Source organism: Pseudomonas sp. S37 (assembly GCF_016658545.1).
GTDB lineage: Bacteria > Pseudomonadota > Gammaproteobacteria > Pseudomonadales > Pseudomonadaceae > Aquipseudomonas.
In genome coordinates this window covers 45,999-62,242 of sequence record NZ_JACVZC010000008.1, presented here as the reverse complement: position 1 = coordinate 62,242, position 16,244 = coordinate 45,999, and the positions used below count along the sequence as shown (strand labels likewise).

Annotated in this window: 14 protein-coding genes; 3 read left to right on the top strand and 11 right to left on the bottom strand. The window is 63.5% G+C overall.

Annotated features, from left to right (window positions below):
* Window positions 1-14 precede the first annotated feature (14 nt).
* From pgi to dksA, 10 genes are all read right to left on the bottom strand, one after another.
* Window positions 15-1,679, bottom strand: coding sequence for a glucose-6-phosphate isomerase (pgi, locus tag IAE39_RS05280; RefSeq protein ID WP_201199990.1), 1,665 nt, complete (start codon window positions 1,677-1,679; stop codon window positions 15-17).
* A gap of 230 nt (window positions 1,680-1,909) precedes the next feature.
* Window positions 1,910-2,773: a pantoate--beta-alanine ligase gene (gene panC / locus IAE39_RS05275; protein ID WP_201199988.1), complete on the bottom strand. Its 864-nt coding sequence runs from the start codon at window positions 2,771-2,773 to the stop codon at window positions 1,910-1,912.
* Entirely contained in the window at window positions 2,770-3,570 is an 801-nt protein-coding gene (gene panB, locus IAE39_RS05270) for a 3-methyl-2-oxobutanoate hydroxymethyltransferase (RefSeq protein ID WP_201199986.1), read from the bottom strand. The genes panC and panB overlap by 4 nt, the downstream gene beginning before the upstream one ends.
* 262 nt (window positions 3,571-3,832) lie before the next feature.
* Window positions 3,833-4,312 (bottom strand): 2-amino-4-hydroxy-6-hydroxymethyldihydropteridine diphosphokinase, encoded by a 480-nt coding sequence (folK, locus tag IAE39_RS05265; RefSeq protein WP_201199984.1) that lies wholly within the window; start codon window positions 4,310-4,312, stop codon window positions 3,833-3,835.
* Window positions 4,309-5,697: a polynucleotide adenylyltransferase PcnB gene (locus IAE39_RS05260; protein WP_201199982.1), complete on the bottom strand. Its 1,389-nt coding sequence runs from the start codon at window positions 5,695-5,697 to the stop codon at window positions 4,309-4,311. Before IAE39_RS05260 ends, folK begins: the two co-directional genes overlap by 4 nt.
* An 838-nt stretch (window positions 5,698-6,535) precedes the next feature.
* Entirely contained in the window at window positions 6,536-7,981 is a 1,446-nt protein-coding gene (locus IAE39_RS05255; protein ID WP_201199980.1) for a sigma-54-dependent transcriptional regulator, read from the bottom strand.
* Between the two features lie 4 nt (window positions 7,982-7,985).
* Window positions 7,986-10,961, bottom strand: coding sequence for a sensor histidine kinase (locus tag IAE39_RS05250; RefSeq protein ID WP_201199978.1), 2,976 nt, complete (start codon window positions 10,959-10,961; stop codon window positions 7,986-7,988).
* Entirely contained in the window at window positions 10,945-11,121 is a 177-nt protein-coding gene (locus tag IAE39_RS05245) for a hypothetical protein (RefSeq protein ID WP_003250005.1), read from the bottom strand. Before IAE39_RS05245 ends, IAE39_RS05250 begins: the two co-directional genes overlap by 17 nt.
* Before the next feature lie 243 nt (window positions 11,122-11,364).
* Window positions 11,365-12,252: a tRNA glutamyl-Q(34) synthetase GluQRS gene (gluQRS, locus tag IAE39_RS05240; protein WP_201200054.1), complete on the bottom strand. Its 888-nt coding sequence runs from the start codon at window positions 12,250-12,252 to the stop codon at window positions 11,365-11,367.
* A gap of 63 nt (window positions 12,253-12,315) precedes the next feature.
* On the bottom strand, window positions 12,316-12,759 hold the full coding sequence (gene dksA / locus IAE39_RS05235; protein ID WP_003259209.1) for an RNA polymerase-binding protein DksA: 444 nt from the start codon (window positions 12,757-12,759) through the stop codon (window positions 12,316-12,318).
* Between the two features lie 210 nt (window positions 12,760-12,969).
* Here dksA and IAE39_RS05230 point away from each other — a divergent pair, with 210 nt between their 5' ends.
* Window positions 12,970-14,142, top strand: a complete 1,173-nt coding sequence (locus tag IAE39_RS05230) for a pyridoxal phosphate-dependent aminotransferase (RefSeq protein ID WP_201199977.1) — start codon at window positions 12,970-12,972, stop codon at window positions 14,140-14,142.
* Window positions 14,142-14,855 (top strand): DNA/RNA nuclease SfsA, encoded by a 714-nt coding sequence (gene sfsA, locus IAE39_RS05225; RefSeq protein WP_201199976.1) that lies wholly within the window; start codon window positions 14,142-14,144, stop codon window positions 14,853-14,855. Before IAE39_RS05230 ends, sfsA begins: the two co-directional genes overlap by 1 nt.
* On the opposite strand, the gene IAE39_RS05220 is transcribed toward sfsA, so the two are convergent.
* Window positions 14,845-15,162 (bottom strand): Rieske (2Fe-2S) protein, encoded by a 318-nt coding sequence (locus tag IAE39_RS05220; protein ID WP_201199975.1) that lies wholly within the window; start codon window positions 15,160-15,162, stop codon window positions 14,845-14,847. The two genes, sfsA and IAE39_RS05220, sit on opposite strands and share 11 nt — an antisense overlap.
* 148 nt (window positions 15,163-15,310) lie before the next feature.
* Here IAE39_RS05220 and IAE39_RS05215 point away from each other — a divergent pair, with 148 nt between their 5' ends.
* Complete coding sequence (locus IAE39_RS05215; RefSeq protein WP_201199974.1) at window positions 15,311-16,219, top strand: heme/hemin ABC transporter substrate-binding protein; 909 nt, start codon at window positions 15,311-15,313, stop codon at window positions 16,217-16,219.
* The last annotated feature ends 25 nt before the right edge of the window (window positions 16,220-16,244 follow it).

Here is a 16,244-nt window from a genome sequence, read left to right as displayed (position 1 = left end):
GTACAGGCTTAAGATCACCCGCGGTGACGGCCGCGGAAGTAGTTGATCAGGCCTTGGGTAGAGCCATCTTCAGCGCTGTCTTCCAGGCTGCCGACCAAGCGCTGGTACACGCCCTTGCCCAGCTCCTTGCCCAGCTCCACGCCCCACTGGTCAAAGGCGTTGATACCCCAGATCACGCTCTGCACGAACACCTTGTGCTCGTACATCGCCACCAACGCGCCCAGGCGGCGCGGGCTGATGCGCTCGACCACCAAGGTATTGCTCGGGCGGTTGCCCGGGATCACCTTGTGCGGGGCCAGCTTTTCGATGTCCGCTTCGTTCAGGCCTTTGCCACGCAGTTCGGCTTCGGCTTCTTCGCGGGTTTTACCCAGCATCAGCGCCTGGCTCTGCGACAGGCAGTTGGCATACAGCCACTGGTGGTGGTCGGCTACCGGGTTGAAGCTCACGACCGGCACGATGAAGTCGGCCGGAATCAGTTGGGTGCCCTGGTGCAGCAACTGGTGGTAGGCGTGCTGGCCGTTACAGCCGACGCCACCCCAGATGACCGGGCCGGTATCGGTTTTCACCGGGGTGCCATCCTGCAGCACGCTTTTGCCGTTGGACTCCATGTCCAGCTGCTGCAGGTGCTTGGTGATGTTACGCAGGTAATGGTCGTAGGGCAGGATCGCGTGGCTGCTGGCGCCCCAGAAATTGCCGTACCACACGCCCAGCAAGGCCAGCAGCACGGGCATGTTCTTGTCGAACGGCGCGGTCTGGAAATGCTGGTCCATGGTGTAGGCACCGGACAGCAGCTCCTTGAAGTTGGCGGTGCCGATGGCCAGCGCGATTGGCAGACCGATGGCCGACCACAGCGAGTAGCGGCCACCCACCCAGTCCCACATCGGGAAGATGTTCTCTTCACGGATGCCGAAGGCCACGGCGGCAGCCTTGTTGCTGGAGACCGCAATGAAGTGGCGGTACAGCTCGGCTTCCGAGCCGCCCTGGGCCAGGTACCAGGTACGCGCGGCCATGGCGTTTTTCAGGGTCTCGAGGGTGTTGAACGACTTTGACGAGACGATGAACAGGGTGGTTTCGGCGCGCAGGTTGGCCGATAGCTCGTGGAACTCGCTGCCGTCGATGTTGGCCAGGTAGTGGCAGCGTACGCCGCGCTGTGCGTAGGGCAGCAGCGCTTCAGAGACCAGCTCGGGGCCGAGGAACGAGCCGCCGATGCCGATGTTGACCACGTCGGTGATCGGCTTTTCGCTGTAGCCACGCCACAGGCCGTCATGGATGCGGCCAACCAGTTCGGTGATCTGGTTGAGCACCTTGTGCACTTCCGGCATGACGTTCACGCCGTTGACGCTGAGTTTGTCACCTACGGGCCGGCGCAAGGCGGTATGCAGCACCGGGCGGCCTTCGGAGGCGTTGATGATTTCGCCGTTGAACATCGACTTGATGGCGTCCTGCAGGCCCACTTCGTTGGCCAGGTTGACCAGCAGGTCGCGGCTTTGCTCGGTAATCAGGTTTTTCGAATAGTCGAGGAACAGACCGCAAGCGCTAAGGGAGAACTGGTCGAAGCGCTTGGCATCGGCGGCAAAGGCTTCGCGCATGCTGAAGCTCTGCATGGCATCGCGGTGTTGCTGAAGCGCCTGCCAGGCGGGCAGGGCCGTCACATCGTGGGGAGTACGGTAATACGCCATTGCGCGGGGTTCCCTTGGTGCGTGGTGAGGCCTTGGACACGGCAGTCGTTGCCGGGTTCAGGCTGGCATCATTATAGGCAAAGGCCACGCGCTGGGAATGGGTATGGGATGGGGATTTTGAGGGGGCGCTTTGCGCCCCTGTCGCGACGCAAGGCCGCTCCTACAGGGGACTGCGATCTCTGTAGGAGCGGGCTTGTCCCGCGAATGGGCTGCAAGGCAGCCCCAGGCCTTTATGCGGTCTTGTCTTCCACATGCAGGTAAAGGTTGTCGATCAACCGGGTGTTACCCAGGTAAGCCGCCGCAATCACCACCAGGTCGCGATCATCGATCGCTGCCGGGCGCAGGCTCACGGCATGGCGCACTTCCAGGTAATCCGGGCGGAAACCCGCGGCAGCCAGCTGCGCCTGCCCTTCGGCAACCAGCGCAGCAAAATCCCGCTGTCCCCGGCCAATGCCCGCCGCAATCTGCTGCAAGGTGCGGTACAGCGCTGGCGCAGCACTACGCTGCTCCGGTGTGAGGTAACCATTGCGCGACGACAGCGCCAGGCCATCTTCGGCCCGCACGGTGGGCTCGCCAATGATCTGCACCGGCATGTTCAGGTCGCGCACCATGGCGCGGATCACCGCCAGCTGCTGGAAGTCCTTTTCACCGAACACCGCAAGGTCAGGCTGGACCATGTTGAACAGCTTGCTGACCACCGTGGCCACCCCTTCGAAATGCCCGGGCCGGCTGGCGCCGCACAGGCCTTCGGAAAGCTGGGGCACGCTGACGCGAGTTTGCACGCTCATGCCGTCGGGGTACATCTCGTCCACGGTGGGCGCGAACAGCAGGTTACAGCCGGCCTGTAGCAGGCGCTCCTGGTCGGCAGCCAGGGTGCGCGGGTACTTGTCGAGGTCTTCGTTGGCGCCGAACTGCAGCGGGTTGACGAAGATACTGGCGACCACGAAGTCGGCGCGCTGCGCGGCCTTGGTTACCAGCGCCCCGTGGCCGCTGTGCAGGTTGCCCATGGTCGGCACGAAGCCGATGCGCTTGCCTTCGCCGCGGGCGCGGGCTACTGCCGCACGTAGTTCGCGGACGGTCTTGACTGTATTCATGCACTGAACCCGTGTTCGCTGCCTGGGAAGCTGACTTGCTTGACCGCCTCGACGTACGCGACGAGGGCGCTGTGGATATCCGGCTGGCCTTGCATGAAGTTCTTCACGAACTTTGGTACCCGGCCAGTCAGCGACAGGCCGAGCATGTCGTGCAGTACCAGTACCTGGCCATCGGTGGCGCTGCCGGCGCCAATGCCGATTACCGGGATGCCCACGGCATTGGTGATTTCCGCCGCCAGTTCGCTGGGCACGCATTCAAGCAGCAGCATGGCTGCACCGGCTTGCTCCAGGGCAATGGCGTCGGCACGCATCTGGCGGGCCTGGGCTTCCTGGCGGCCTTGCACTTTGTAGCCGCCCAGCACGTTGACGGTTTGTGGGGTCAGGCCCATGTGCGCACACACTGGCACGCCACGTTCGGCCAGCAGGCGAATGGTTTCGGCCAGCCAGGCGGCGCCTTCGATCTTGACCATGTGGGCGCCGGCCTGCATCAGCGTGGCGCTGTTGGCAAAGGCCTGCTCCGGGGTAGCGTGGGCCATGAACGGCAGGTCGGCAAGGATCAGCGCGCCGTCGTTGCCGCGTTTGACGCAGGCGGTGTGATAGGCCATGTCCGCTGTGGTGACCGGCAAGGTGCTGTCGTGGCCCTGCAGGACCATCCCCAGTGAGTCGCCTATCAGCAACACTTCAACACCGGCCTGGCTGGCGACCTTGGCGAAGGTTGCGTCGTAGCAGGTCAGCATGGTGATTTTTTCACCCTTGGCCTTGAGGCCATTGAGGGTGGTCAGGGTTACTTCAGGCATGTAGGAAATTCCTCGTTCAGGCGCTGTAAAAAACGACTGCATTCAACGCGTGTAGTCATCTTCCGGAGCGGCACATCATCGCGCGTGATGTTCGGGCACAGGTCCGTCCGGGCCTAAATACGGGTATGCGGCACTTTGGTGCCACACGGGACGCCTATAGTCGTGAGCGAGGTGGGGGAAGTCAATCACCCTGTTACCGCATTGTTACGATCAGGGTGTTACTGGCGTTACCGTAGCGGTACGGCAGGCTGGAACGCCCGGTTTACAGGCGTTCCAGGCCGACGAACGGGCAGTCGTCGAGCAGTTGCGCCAGGGTGCGGCCATCGGCCAGGCGGAAATCGCCAGGTACCAGTTCGGCCAGTGGGTACAGCACGAACGGGCGGGCGTGCATGTGGTAATGCGGCACTTTCAGGCGGGGCTCGTCGAGTACCTGGTCGCCGAACAGCAGAATGTCCAGGTCCAGTGTGCGCGGGCCCCAGCGCTCCTTGCGTACCCGGCCCTGGCCGTTCTCGATGGCCTGCAGCGCGTCGAGCAGGGCCAGTGGTGCCAGGGTGGTATCCAGCGCGGCGACGGCGTTGGTGTAGCGTGGCTGGCCGGGCAGCAGCGAATCGCTGGTGTACAGGGCCGAGGCCGCTACCAGGCGTGTGGCTTCGAGCTGGTCCAGCGCCTGCAAGGCGCTGCGCAGCTGCTCGGCAGGTGCATCCAGGTTGCTGCCCAGGCCAACGTAGGCGCGGGTGGTCACTCGAATGCCTCGTCGCCACCACGCTTGCGCTTGCTACCGCTGCGCTTGCGTTTGCGCGGGCCGGCGCCGGTGCCTTCATCACGGCTGCCCAGCTCGCGGATCATCTCGCGGCGCTCGCTGTCGTTGGCATCCTGGTAGTCGGTCCACCACTGGCCGAGGTCGTCGGTTTCCTCGCCGGCGCTTTCACGCAGCAGCAGGAAGTCGTAACCGGCACGGAAACGCGGGTTGTCCAGCAGCAGGTCGGCACGCTTGCCGCTGCGGCGTGGCAGGCGTTCCTGCATGTCCCAGATCTCGCGGATCGGCAGGGTAAAGCGCTTGGGGATGGCAATGCGCGCGCACTGCTCGGCGATCAGGTCGTGGGCTGCGCCGTTCATGGCCGGAATTGGCGGCACACCCTGGTTCTGCAGGTGCAGTACACGGGACGGCAGGGCAGGCCACAGCAGTGCAGCGAACAGGAAGGCTGGCGTCACCGGTTTGCCCTGCTTCACGCGCAGGTCGGTGTTGTTCAGTGCCTGGCTGATCAGCGTGTGGGTGTACGTCGGGCGCTCTTCCAGGGCGTGCGCACTGGCCGGGAACAATGGCTCGAACAGTTCCAGGTCGACCAGCATTTCGAAGGCGATGGCACCTTGGCCGGAAAGGAACAGCTTCAGGCACTCTTCGAACAGGCGTGCAGGCGGGATTTCGCGCAGCAACGGGGCCAGTTCGCGGATCGGCTTGAAGGTGTGCTTCTCGATGCCGAAGTCCAGCTTGGCGGCGAAACGCACCGCGCGCAGCATGCGCACCGGGTCTTCCTGGTAACGGTGGGTCGGGTCGCCGATCAGCCGCAGCAGGCGGTTGCGCACGTCATGTACGCCGTTGGCGTAATCGAGGATGCGCTCGCTCACCGGGTCGTAGTACAGGGCGTTGATGGTGAAGTCGCGGCGTTGCGCGTCCTCTTCCAGGGTGCCGTACACGTTGTCACGCAGGATGCGCCCACTGGCGTTATGCGACGAACGGTGGCTGTCACCCTGGTCGTCTTCCGAGTGCGGCGCGCGGAATGTGGCGACTTCGATGATGTCACGGCCGAAATGCACGTGGACCAGCTTGAAGCGGCGGCCAATGATGCGCGCGTTACGGAACTCGGCACGGACCTGTTCGGGCGTGGCACTGGTGGCCACGTCGAAGTCTTTTGGCGTGATGCCCAGCATCAGGTCGCGGACGCAGCCACCGACCAGGTAGGCCTGGTAACCCGCACTTTGCAGGCGCTCGACGATGTTCACCGCATGGCGGCTGAACTGGTGGCGCTGCAGCGAGTGCTGGCTCTTGTTGATCACCTCAGGCGTGGTGCGCCTGTGGTGCTGGCCCGGTACGGGCGGGCGGAACGACTGGAACAGCTTCTTCAGCATGGGATGCACTGTTTGAAGGAATGTTCGGCCAAGAATAGGAGAATGGCCGCATGATGGGCGGGGATTCTAGCATTTACTCAGGGAATGGTGTAGGCGGGTAGCAGGATGCCTGCAGGAATGACAGAAACGACAAGGGGAGCCTAAGCTCCCCAAGAAGTGTCGTTGCGTGCTCTTATTATTTTTTTGCTGGGCTTTTTGTTTTTGTTGAGTGCCCTGCCCACAAATCTCGAAACTTGTGGACGACCCCCAAACCGGGGGTAAAGAGCAAACGGATTGCTTTGGCCGCTGATGTCACGTTGATCTGTCGATCCAACCAGTTCAGGCGCTGCTTTTTAGTGCAGTTTTTGTTGTTCTCTGCCTGGTCGTGGGGCAAGCCCCAAACACGCATCCTCTCCAAAAGAATCAGTTAGCTGCGCCTCCGCCGTCTTGTTTTTATTGTGCGTGAGCCGTTTCGTCTTGTTCTTATTTTAGATTTCAGTGCTTGTTATTGTTTTTGTACTAAGCATATAGCAGGTGCCGTGCCAACTTTTCGAAACCCAGTAAAATCAAGGGGTTGAGAGGATTTGGCGGTTTTCGGCAGGTCGAAAATGTCGGGATTTCGTTACCGTACGCCTCGGGAACTGTTACGGCGGGAAGGGTGGGTAACAGATTTTTGTGGGGGAGCGAGGTGTTACCGGGGGGGCGTCTGTGCTGGCCTCTTCGCGGGTGAACCCGCTCCCACAGGTATTTTACAGCCACAAGCCTTGCGTAGGTTCTGTGGGAGCGGGTTTACCCGCGAAGAGGCCGGTGGTGCTGGTAGAGAAGGGGGCAGGAGGAACCTCCTGCCCAGGCAGGTCGGTTACTCGCTGGTAGCGTTACTCTTGCGCCGCGGAATGCCCAGCCGCTGGCGGCGTTCCCACAGGCACTTGCGGCTGACGCCGAGCTTGCGTGCCAGTTCGGTCTCGGTCATATGGTCCTGGTGCTCAAGCACGAAGTGCTGGAAATAATCCTCCAGTGACAGGTCCTCGGTCGGCTCGTGGCTGGCACTGGCCGCACTCGCCACCACCAGCGCGTTGTCGAGGATGTCGTCTTCTTCCAGGTCGCTCAGCTCGATGTCGATACCCAGCAGGTCGGCAGAAATTTCCGCACTCTCACTAAGGATCACCGCACGCTCCACGGCGTTTTCCAGCTCACGCACGTTGCCCGGCCAGCTGTAGTGACGAATGGCCTGCTCGGCTTCTGCCGAGAAGTGCAGGTCGTCACGGCCGATGCGTGCGCTCTGACGGGCCAGGAAGGCGCTGGCGATCTCGTTGACGTCGCTGCCACGCTCGCGCAGGGCCGGTAATTTCAGGGCAATCACGTGCAGGCGGTAATACAAGTCTTCACGGAACTGGCCGGCCTTGGCCAGGTTCTTCAGGTCGCGGTGGGTAGCCGCGATCAGGCGCACATCGACCTTTTGCGACTGCACCGAACCCACCCGGCGAATCTCACCTTCCTGCAGCACGCGCAGCAAGCGGGCCTGGGCTTCCAGTGGCAGTTCACCGATTTCATCGAGGAACAGCGTACCGCCGTCGGCGGCTTCCACCAGGCCGGCACGGCCAGCGCTGGCGCCGGTGAAGGCCCCTTTTTCGTGGCCGAACAGTTCGGATTCGATCAGTGTCTCGGGGATGGCTGCACAGTTCACCGAAATCATCGGCGCCTTGGCCCGCCGTGACAGGTTGTGCAGGGCGCGGGCCACCAGCTCTTTACCGGTACCGGATTCGCCCTGGATCAGCACATTGGAGTCGGTCGGCGCGACCTTGCGGATCTTGCTGTACATGTCCTGCATGGGCGGGCACGAGCCGATGATGCCGATTTCGCCGTTGGCCGCTGCCGCGCCGGCTTTGTCGGCGGCCGGGGCGGCCTTGCCGTTGCTGGCGCGTGGCTCGGCAGCCGGGGCAGCGGCGGGGGCGTTCTGCCGGTCGCGCAGGATACGCGCCACCGCCTGCAGCATTTCGTCGTGGTCGAAGGGCTTGGCGATGTAGTCCACCGCGCCCATTTTCATCGAGTCCACCGCCGAGCGCAGGCTGGCGTAGCTGGTCATGATCAGCACCGGGGTGCCTTGGCCAAGCTTGATCAGTTCGGTGCCGGGCGCGCCTGGCAGGCGCAAGTCACTGACAATCAGGTCGAAGGTGGCAATGCTGAAGCGTTCCTGGGCTTCCTGCACCGAGCCGGCTTCGCTGACCTGGTACTGGTTCCGCTCAAGCAAACGACGCAAGGCCGAGCGGATGATGGTTTCGTCTTCGACGATCAGAATGTGCGGCATTGATTCAATTCTCTCGACGGTCTCGAATTTCAGGGGACGTCGCTACGACATGCCGGGGCAGGGTCACGCGGATCCGGGTGCCACGTTGCCGTTCGATGTCGGCCGGGCTGTCGATGGTGATTTGCCCATAATGCTCTTCCACGATGGAATAGACCAGAGCGAGCCCCAGTCCGGTTCCTTCGCCCGGGTCCTTGGTGGTGAAGAACGGTTCGAACAAGCGGTCCTGAATGTTCTTCGGGATCCCGCTGCCCTCGTCCTCGACGATCAGGTCGACGGTGTGGTCGCTGGCTTCGCTGCGCACGCGCACGGCACTGCCGGGCGGTGAGGCGTCGCGGGCGTTGGAGAGCAGGTTGATCAGCACCTGGGCCAGGCGCTGCGGGTCCCCCTCGGCCCAGTGGTCCGGGTCGCAGAGGTTGAAGAACTGTACTTCGAAATTGCGCCGGTTCAACGCCAGCAGACCGATGGCGTCCTGCGCCACTTCGGCCAGGCACACCGGCTCTTCGCTGTTCTGGTGGCTGCCACCGGCATGGGCAAAGCTCATCAGCGACTGGACGATGCGCGACACCCGCTTGGTCTGGTCGAGGATCTGGCTGGACAGCTCGATGATTTCGCCATCGCCTTCGCGTTCCTCGCGCAGGTTCTGCGCCAGGCAGGCGATGCCGGTGATCGGGTTGCCGATCTCGTGGGCCACGCCCGCAGCCAGGCGGCCAATGCTGGCCAGCCGCTCGGAATGCACCAGCTTGTCTTCCAGGGCCTGGGTTTCGGTCAGGTCCTCGACCAGCAGCACCAGGCCACTGTTACCGGGGGCCAGCGGTTCGTCGATGGCCGCTTTGTGCAGGTTCAACCAGCGTGGCTGGCCGTCCAGTGCCAGGCGCTGCTTGTGCAAGTGCTCGTCGGGTACGTTGATGAAGCCTTGCAGCAGCCCGCGCCAGGGTTCGCCGATGGTCACCAGGCGTGAGCCGACCACGTGCTTGGCGGCAATACCGGTAAGCTCTTCCATGGCCTTGTTCCACATCAGGATTTCCTGGTCCTTGGCCAGCGAGCAGACGCCCATGGGCAGCTCTTGCAGGGTCTGGCGGTGGTAACGGCGCAGGGCATCGAGCTCGGCAGCCAGGCCGGTCAGGCGCGAGTGGTAGTCTTCCAGGCGGCTTTCGATGAAGTGGATGTCCTCGGTCACGTAGTTTTCGTTACCGGACTTGTACGGCAGGAAGGTTTCGACCATGTCCTGGGCCACGCTTGGTCCCATCAGGCCCGACAGGTTGGCCTCGATGCGGTCACGCAGGCGGCGCAGGGCATAAGGGCGGCGCTCGTCGAACGGCAGGTACAGGTCGCGAAGGGCTTGCTCCACTTCCTTTTGCGCGGCCTTGGCGCCCAATGGCTTGGCCAGCTGGGTGGCGAATTCCTGCGGCGAGGCGGCGTGCAGCTCGCGGCGCTGTGGCCGGCGCACGTTGTCCACCGCGCAAGCTTCAGCGGCGCTGACCTCTTCGGTGCTGGCGTTGGTGAACAGCGAGATCAGGGTGAACAGCAGCACGTTGGCTGCCAGTGAAGCGATGGCCGCCATGTGCCAGCTGGTATCGTCCAGCACATAGATCATGTCCAGCAACGGGATGTAGAAGCCCTGCAGGTTGCCCAGCAGCGGCAGCAGCATGGTCACCATCCACACCAGGGTGCCGGCCAGCAGCCCGGCGATGAAGCCGCGGCGGTTGGCGGTCGGCCAGTACAGCACCGACAGCACGCCGGGCAGGAACTGCAAGGTGGCAACGAAGGCCACGATGCCCAGGTTGGCCAGGCTCTGGTGGTTGTTCTGGGTCAGGTAGAACATGAAGCCGGCAGTGATGATGGCGACGATCAGCGCCCGGCGGGTCCATTTCAGCCAGCGGTAGATGTTGCCCTCGGCCGGTGGCTGGTACAGCGGCAGTACCAGGTGGTTGAGGGCCATGCCTGACAAGGCCAGGGTCGTGACGATGATCAGCCCGCTGGCAGACGCAAGCCCGCCCACGTAGGCCAGCAGTGTCAGCGCCTGATTGTTGGCGGCGATCCCCAGCCCCAGGGTGAAGTACTCGGGGTTGGTGCTGGCGCCCAGGCGCAGACCGGCCCATAGCACCAGTGGCACCGCCAGGCTCATCAGCAGCAGGAACAGCGGCAGGCCCCAGCTGGCGCTGACCAACGAGCGCGGGTTGAGGTTTTCGGTAAAGGCCATGTGGTACATGTGCGGCATGACGATGGCCGAGGCGAAGAACACCAGCAACAGGGTGCGCCATGGGCCTTCCTGCAGGGGGGTGTGCAGGGCCGCCAGGGCGGTCTGGTTCTGCAGCAGCCAGACTTCCAGCCCGTGCGGGCCGCCGAACACGCCGTACAAGGCGTACAACCCGATGCCGCCCAGCGCCAGCAACTTGATCACAGACTCGAAGGCAATGGCGAATACCAGCCCTTCGTGCTTTTCGCGCGTGGCAATGTGCCGCGAGCCGAAAAAGATGGTGAACAGGATGATCAGCACACAGAAGGCAAAGGCCACCCGCGCCTTGACCGGCTCACCGGTGAGGATGCTGATCGAGTCGGCTACCGCCTGGATCTGCAGGGCCAGCAACGGCAACACGCCGATCAGCATGATCATGGTGGTCAACGCCCCGGCCCAGGTACTGCGGAAGCGGAACGCCAGCAGGTCGGCCAGCGATGAAAGCTGGTAGGTGCGGGTGATCTTGAGGATCGGGTACAGCAGCACCGGTGCCAGCAGAAACGCGCCGGACACCCCCAGGTAACAGGCGAGGAAGCCGTAGCCGTACTGGTAGGCCAGGCCCACCGAGCCATAGAAGGCCCAGGCACTGGCGTACACGCCCAGCGACAGGGTGTAGGTGAGCGGGTGGCGAATGATGGCGCGCGGGATCAACCCACGCTCACTGATCCAGGCCACGCCGAACAGCACCATGAGGTACCCGGCGCTGATCAGGATCATCTGGGTCAGGCTAAAGCTCATCGGCATCTCGTTGGCTCTGCAGGATGAAGGTGACGACGATCAGGATCAGCCAGAGCAGGTAGGGGCGGTACCAGGCTCCGGTCGGCTCGATCCACCAGTCCATGATGGCCGGGGAGAACAGATAGATCCCCACGACCAGAAGCAGGACCAAACGATAGATGTACATGCTGGCCTCGATGGTTGGGCGCTGCGGGCTTGGACTTATTATTGGCGCAAATGGCGGGGGGGATGCTAGCGGGAATCGATGGGGTTAGCCAAGGGTTTGAATTTGTTGGGCTTTTGATTTTAGGGATGGGTTGCCTGTTCTGCCCTATCGCTGGCAAGCCAGCTCCCACAGGATTGCCACAGGACCTGAGCGCTGCGCTGTCCCTGTGGGAGCTGGCTTGCCGGCGATAGGGCCAGCAAGATCTCAGCGCAAATCAGCCTCTGGCACCGTCGTCCTCTGCGCAATCGCCTCCGGCCGCCACTGCTGGCGGGCAACTGCCAGCACTTCAGCCGGCGTCGCCAGCAGCAACTCAGGGTCAGCCGCCTGCCCCAGCGCCCGCAGCGCCCGCAACAACAGCGGTGTGGCATGCTCGGCCTGCAGCGGCGGCGAGCGGTACGACTTGCCCAGCTTGTGCCCGTCCGGCTGCACGATCAGCGGGATATGCAGGTAACGCGGCTGCGAAAAGCCCAGCAGCTCTTGCAGGTACAGCTGGCGCGGGGTGTTGTCGAGCAGGTCGGCGCCGCGCACGATGTCGGTAACACCCTGCCAGGCATCGTCCAGCACCACCGCCAGCTGATACGCGTACAGCCCGTCGCGGCGCTGGATGACGAAATCGCCCACCTCGCGGCCCAGGTGTTGCTGGTAATCACCTTGCACCCGGTCGGTAAAGCGGTAGATCAGTTCCGGCACCCGCAAGCGGATGGCCGCGCCTTCACGGGGATGCCCGGCATTACGGCAAAAGCCTGGGTAAATGCCGTTGTAGCCTTCAAGTTGCTTGCGTGAGCAGGTGCAGGCATAGGCCAGGCCCATGTTGAACAGGCGGTCGACCACGGCGGCATAGGCGTCGTGGCGCTGGCTCTGGAACACCACTTCGCCGTCCCATTCCAGGCCGTAACGCTCCAGCGTTTGCAGGATGGCATCACGGGCGCCGGGCATTTCCCGGGGCGGGTCGGTGTCTTCCATGCGCAGCAGCCAGCGGCCGTTGACGGCGCGGGCATCAAGCCAGGAGGCGAGGGCCGCGACCAGTGAACCAAAATGCAGGAAGCCGCTGGGGGTGGGGGCGAAACGCCCGATGTAGCTGGAGTCGGTCATGGTCTGGCTAGGCATATAAATGAAACGGGGCGCATGATGCGCCCCGTTCAGGTGGAAGAAAGATCAGCCTTTGCCGACCGTTTTTTCCTTTTTCTCGGCGATTTCCTTGCAGTCGAAGCACAGGTCGGCGGTAGGGCGGGCTTCCAGGCGGCGCAGGCCGATCTCGATGCCGCACGACTCGCACCAGCCGTACTCGTCGGCCTTGATCTTGTCGAGGGTCTTGTCGATTTTCTTGATCAGCTTGCGCTCGCGATCGCGGTTGCGCAGCTCAAGGGCGAATTCTTCTTCCTGGCTGGCACGGTCGGCCGGGTCGGGGAAGTTGGCTGCCTCGTCCTTCATGTGATCCACAGTGCGGTCCACACTGGTCATCAGCTCTTGCTTCCAGGCGCCGAGAAGCTTGGTGAAGTGCTTTTTCATGGGCTCGCCCATGTACTCTTCACCCTTGGATTCTACGTATGGCTCGACACCGTACATGGTCTGGGCTTTTTGCTTTTCTACGGTGGACATGAATAGACCGCCTCTCACTCATCTGATCCAATGCGCAGGCTGCTCCATCTCCGGCACCCGCCGGCCCTGCGACTGCGAGCCGCCGAACTTACCAGATAGATCGGGGGTGCGCTAGCCCGCCCGATCCTGCTTATTGACACCGGCCCGAACGGTACGTTCGATCGCTTGCAGAGGTAGAATCAACAGTTTAGACCCAATTGAGAGAAGGTCATGGCCCACCCCTACAGTGCGCGCAGCCGCGCCATCGAACCCTTCCACGTCATGGCGTTGCTGGCCCGGGCCAACGAGTTGCAGGCGGCGGGACACGACGTGATCCACCTGGAAATCGGCGAGCCGGATTTCACCACGGCCGCGCCTATCGTGGCGGCTGGCCAGGCCGCGCTGGCCGCCGGGCATACCCGCTACACCGCCGCACGCGGCCTGCCGGCCCTGCGCGAGGCGATTGCCGGCTTTTATGCCCAGCGCTATGGCCTGAGCATAGACCCTGAGCGCATTCTCATTACCCCAGGCGGTTCCGGCGCGCTGCTGCTGGCCAGCAGCCTGCTGGTCGACCCGGGCAAGCACTGGTTGCTGGCCGACCCGGGCTACCCGTGCAACCGCCACTTCCTGCGCCTGGTCGAAGGCGGCGCGCAGCTGGTACCGGTGGGGCCGGAGGTGAATTATCAACTGACCGAAGATCTGGTCGACCGCTACTGGGACAAAGATACCGTTGGCGCTTTGGTCGCTTCGCCGGCCAACCCGACCGGCACCGTGCTCAACCGCGAAGAGCTCGCCGGCCTTGCCAAGGCTACCCATCAGCGGCATGGCCACCTGGTAGTCGACGAGATCTACCACGGCCTGACCTATGGCATGGATGCGCCCAGCGTGCTGGAAGTCGACGATTCGGCGTTCGTCCTTAATAGTTTTTCCAAGTATTTCGGCATGACCGGATGGCGCCTGGGCTGGCTGGTGGCGCCCCCAGGCGCAGTGGCCGACCTGGAGAAGCTGGCGCAGAACCTGTACATCAGCGCGCCGAGCATGGCCCAGCATGCTGCGCTGGCGTGTTTCCAGCCTGAAACCCTGGCCATCTTCGAAGAACGCCGTGCCGAATTCGCCCGCCGCCGCGACTACTTGTTACCGGCACTGCGCGAACTGGGCTTCCGCATTGCCGTCGAACCGCAGGGCGCGTTCTACCTGTACGCTGATATCAGCGCCTTTGGCGGTGATGCTTTTGCCTTCTGCCGGCACTTCCTGGAGACCGAGCACCTGGCCTTCACCCCGGGCCTGGATTTCGGTCGTCATCTGGCTGGGCACCATGTGCGCTTTGCCTATACCCAGAGCCTGCCGCGCCTGGAAGAGGCGGTGCAGCGGATTGCCCGTGGCTTGCGGAGCTGGCAAGGCTGATGCGCTTTTCTCCTGCACTTGAACAAGGCCGCCTGCTACGCCGCTACAAGCGCTTTCTGGCCGACATCGAACTGGCCAGCGGCGAGCAGCTGACCATCCACTGCCCGAACACCGGCTCCATGCTCAACTGCATGCTTGAAGGCGGGCAGGTGTGGTTCAGCCGCTCCAACGACCCCAAGCGCAAGCTGCCGGGCACTTGGGAAATCAGCGAAACCCCGCAGGGGCGGCTGGCCTGCGTGAATACCGGGCGCGCCAATGCGCTGGTCGAAGAGGCCCTGCGCGCCGGCACCATCACCGAGCTGGCCGGGTTTACCGCACTGAAGCGTGAAGTGGCCTATGGCGAGGAAGGCAGCCGTATCGACTTTCGCCTGGAGTTCGAGGGCGCGCCGGCCTACGTCGAGGTCAAGAGCGTGACCTTGGGCTACCCCGACAGCCGTGTCGCGGCGTTCCCTGATGCGGTGACCCAGCGTGGCGCCAAGCACCTGCGCGAGCTGGGCAAGCTGGCCAAGCAGGGCGTGCGGGCGGTGCAGCTGTATTGCGTGAACCTGACCGGTGTCGATGCCGTGCGCCCGGCCGAGGAAATTGATGCGGCTTATGCCCAGGCCTTGCGAGCCGCGGTGGCGGACGGGGTGGAGGTGCTGGCCTATGGCGTGCGGCTGGACCCCGAAGGCATTGTCATCGACCGCCGCCTACCGGTGCTGCTCAATCCTTGAACCAGATGCCCTGGCTGTCCTCGCGGCAGCCCAAGGCCTGCAGCTGTTCACCTTCACAGGGGCCGGCCACGCATTCGCCGCTTTCAATCAGGAACAGTGCGCCGTGATGGGCGCAGTGGATGAGGCTGGCGCTGTCATCGAGAAACGCGTCTTCTGCCCAGTTCAGCGGGATACCCTTGTGCGGGCAGCGGTTGCGGTACAGGTACACCTGCCCCTGGCGGCGTACGCCGAACAGTTCGAGGCCGTCTACGCTGAAGGCGCGGCTTTGGCCTTCGGCCAGGCTGTGTGAAGTACAAAGGAAATGCATGGCAAGGACGGCTCGTGAAACAGATGATGGCTTGACGCTTCAATGCGAATAATTATCAAATTGCCCGCATTCGCTGCGCCCGGCTGTCTATGGTGCGCAGTTCCGCCGCCCGCCACAAGGCGTGCGACCTGCCTTCAGAAGGAACCCGATGATGCGCCGTCCAGCCGCTTTGCTCGCCCTGTGTGCAAGCCTTGTGCTCTCTACCCAGGCCTTGGCGGCCGAGCTGCCCCAGGCCCAGGCGGCCGAGTTGCCGCAACGCTGGGTCAGCGCCGGTGGCGCGCTGAGCGAATGGATAGCTGCGTTGGGCGGTGAAGCGCGCCTGGTCGGCGTGGACACCACCAGCCAGCACCCGGCCTCCTTGAAATCACTGCCCAGCGTGGGGTACCAGCGGCAGTTATCGGCCGAAGGCATTCTCAGCCTGCGCCCGGATGTGCTGGTGGGCACTGAAGAAATGGGCCCGCCGCCGGTACTGGCGCAAATCCGCAAGGCCGGTGTACGGGTGGAATTGTTCTCCAGCAAGGCCGAGTTGGCGGCAGTGGATGAAAACCTCAAGCACCTTGGGCAATTGCTCGGCGCCGAACAGCAAGCGTCGGCATTGTCGGCTGGCTACCACCAGCAACTGCAAGCGTTGCAAGCCGGGGTCAAGCAGGCTCAGGCCGGGCACAAGGTACCCGGGGTGCTGCTGCTGGTCGGGCATGCCGGGGCCAAGCCGCTGATCGCCGGGCAGGGCACTGCCGGTGACTGGCTGCTGGGCCAGGCAGGCGGGCGCAACCTGGCAGAGCATCAGGGCTACAAGAATTTCTCCAACGAAGCATTGGCGGCTCTGGACCCGGATGTGATCGTGTTTTCCGACCGGGCACTGGCCGATGAGCAGGCCTTGCAGGCGCTGTTGAAAGAAAACCCTGCGCTGGCCGCATCACGTGCTGTGCGTGAGAAGCGCCTGGTATCGCTTGACCCGACACTGCTGGTCGGTGGCCTGGGGCCGCGCCTGCCGGCGACCTTGCAATCGCTGGCAGCTACCTTCTACCCGGCAGCCAAGGCCAGCTTCGCACAATGAAACAGCGGGTCCAGCCACGTACGTT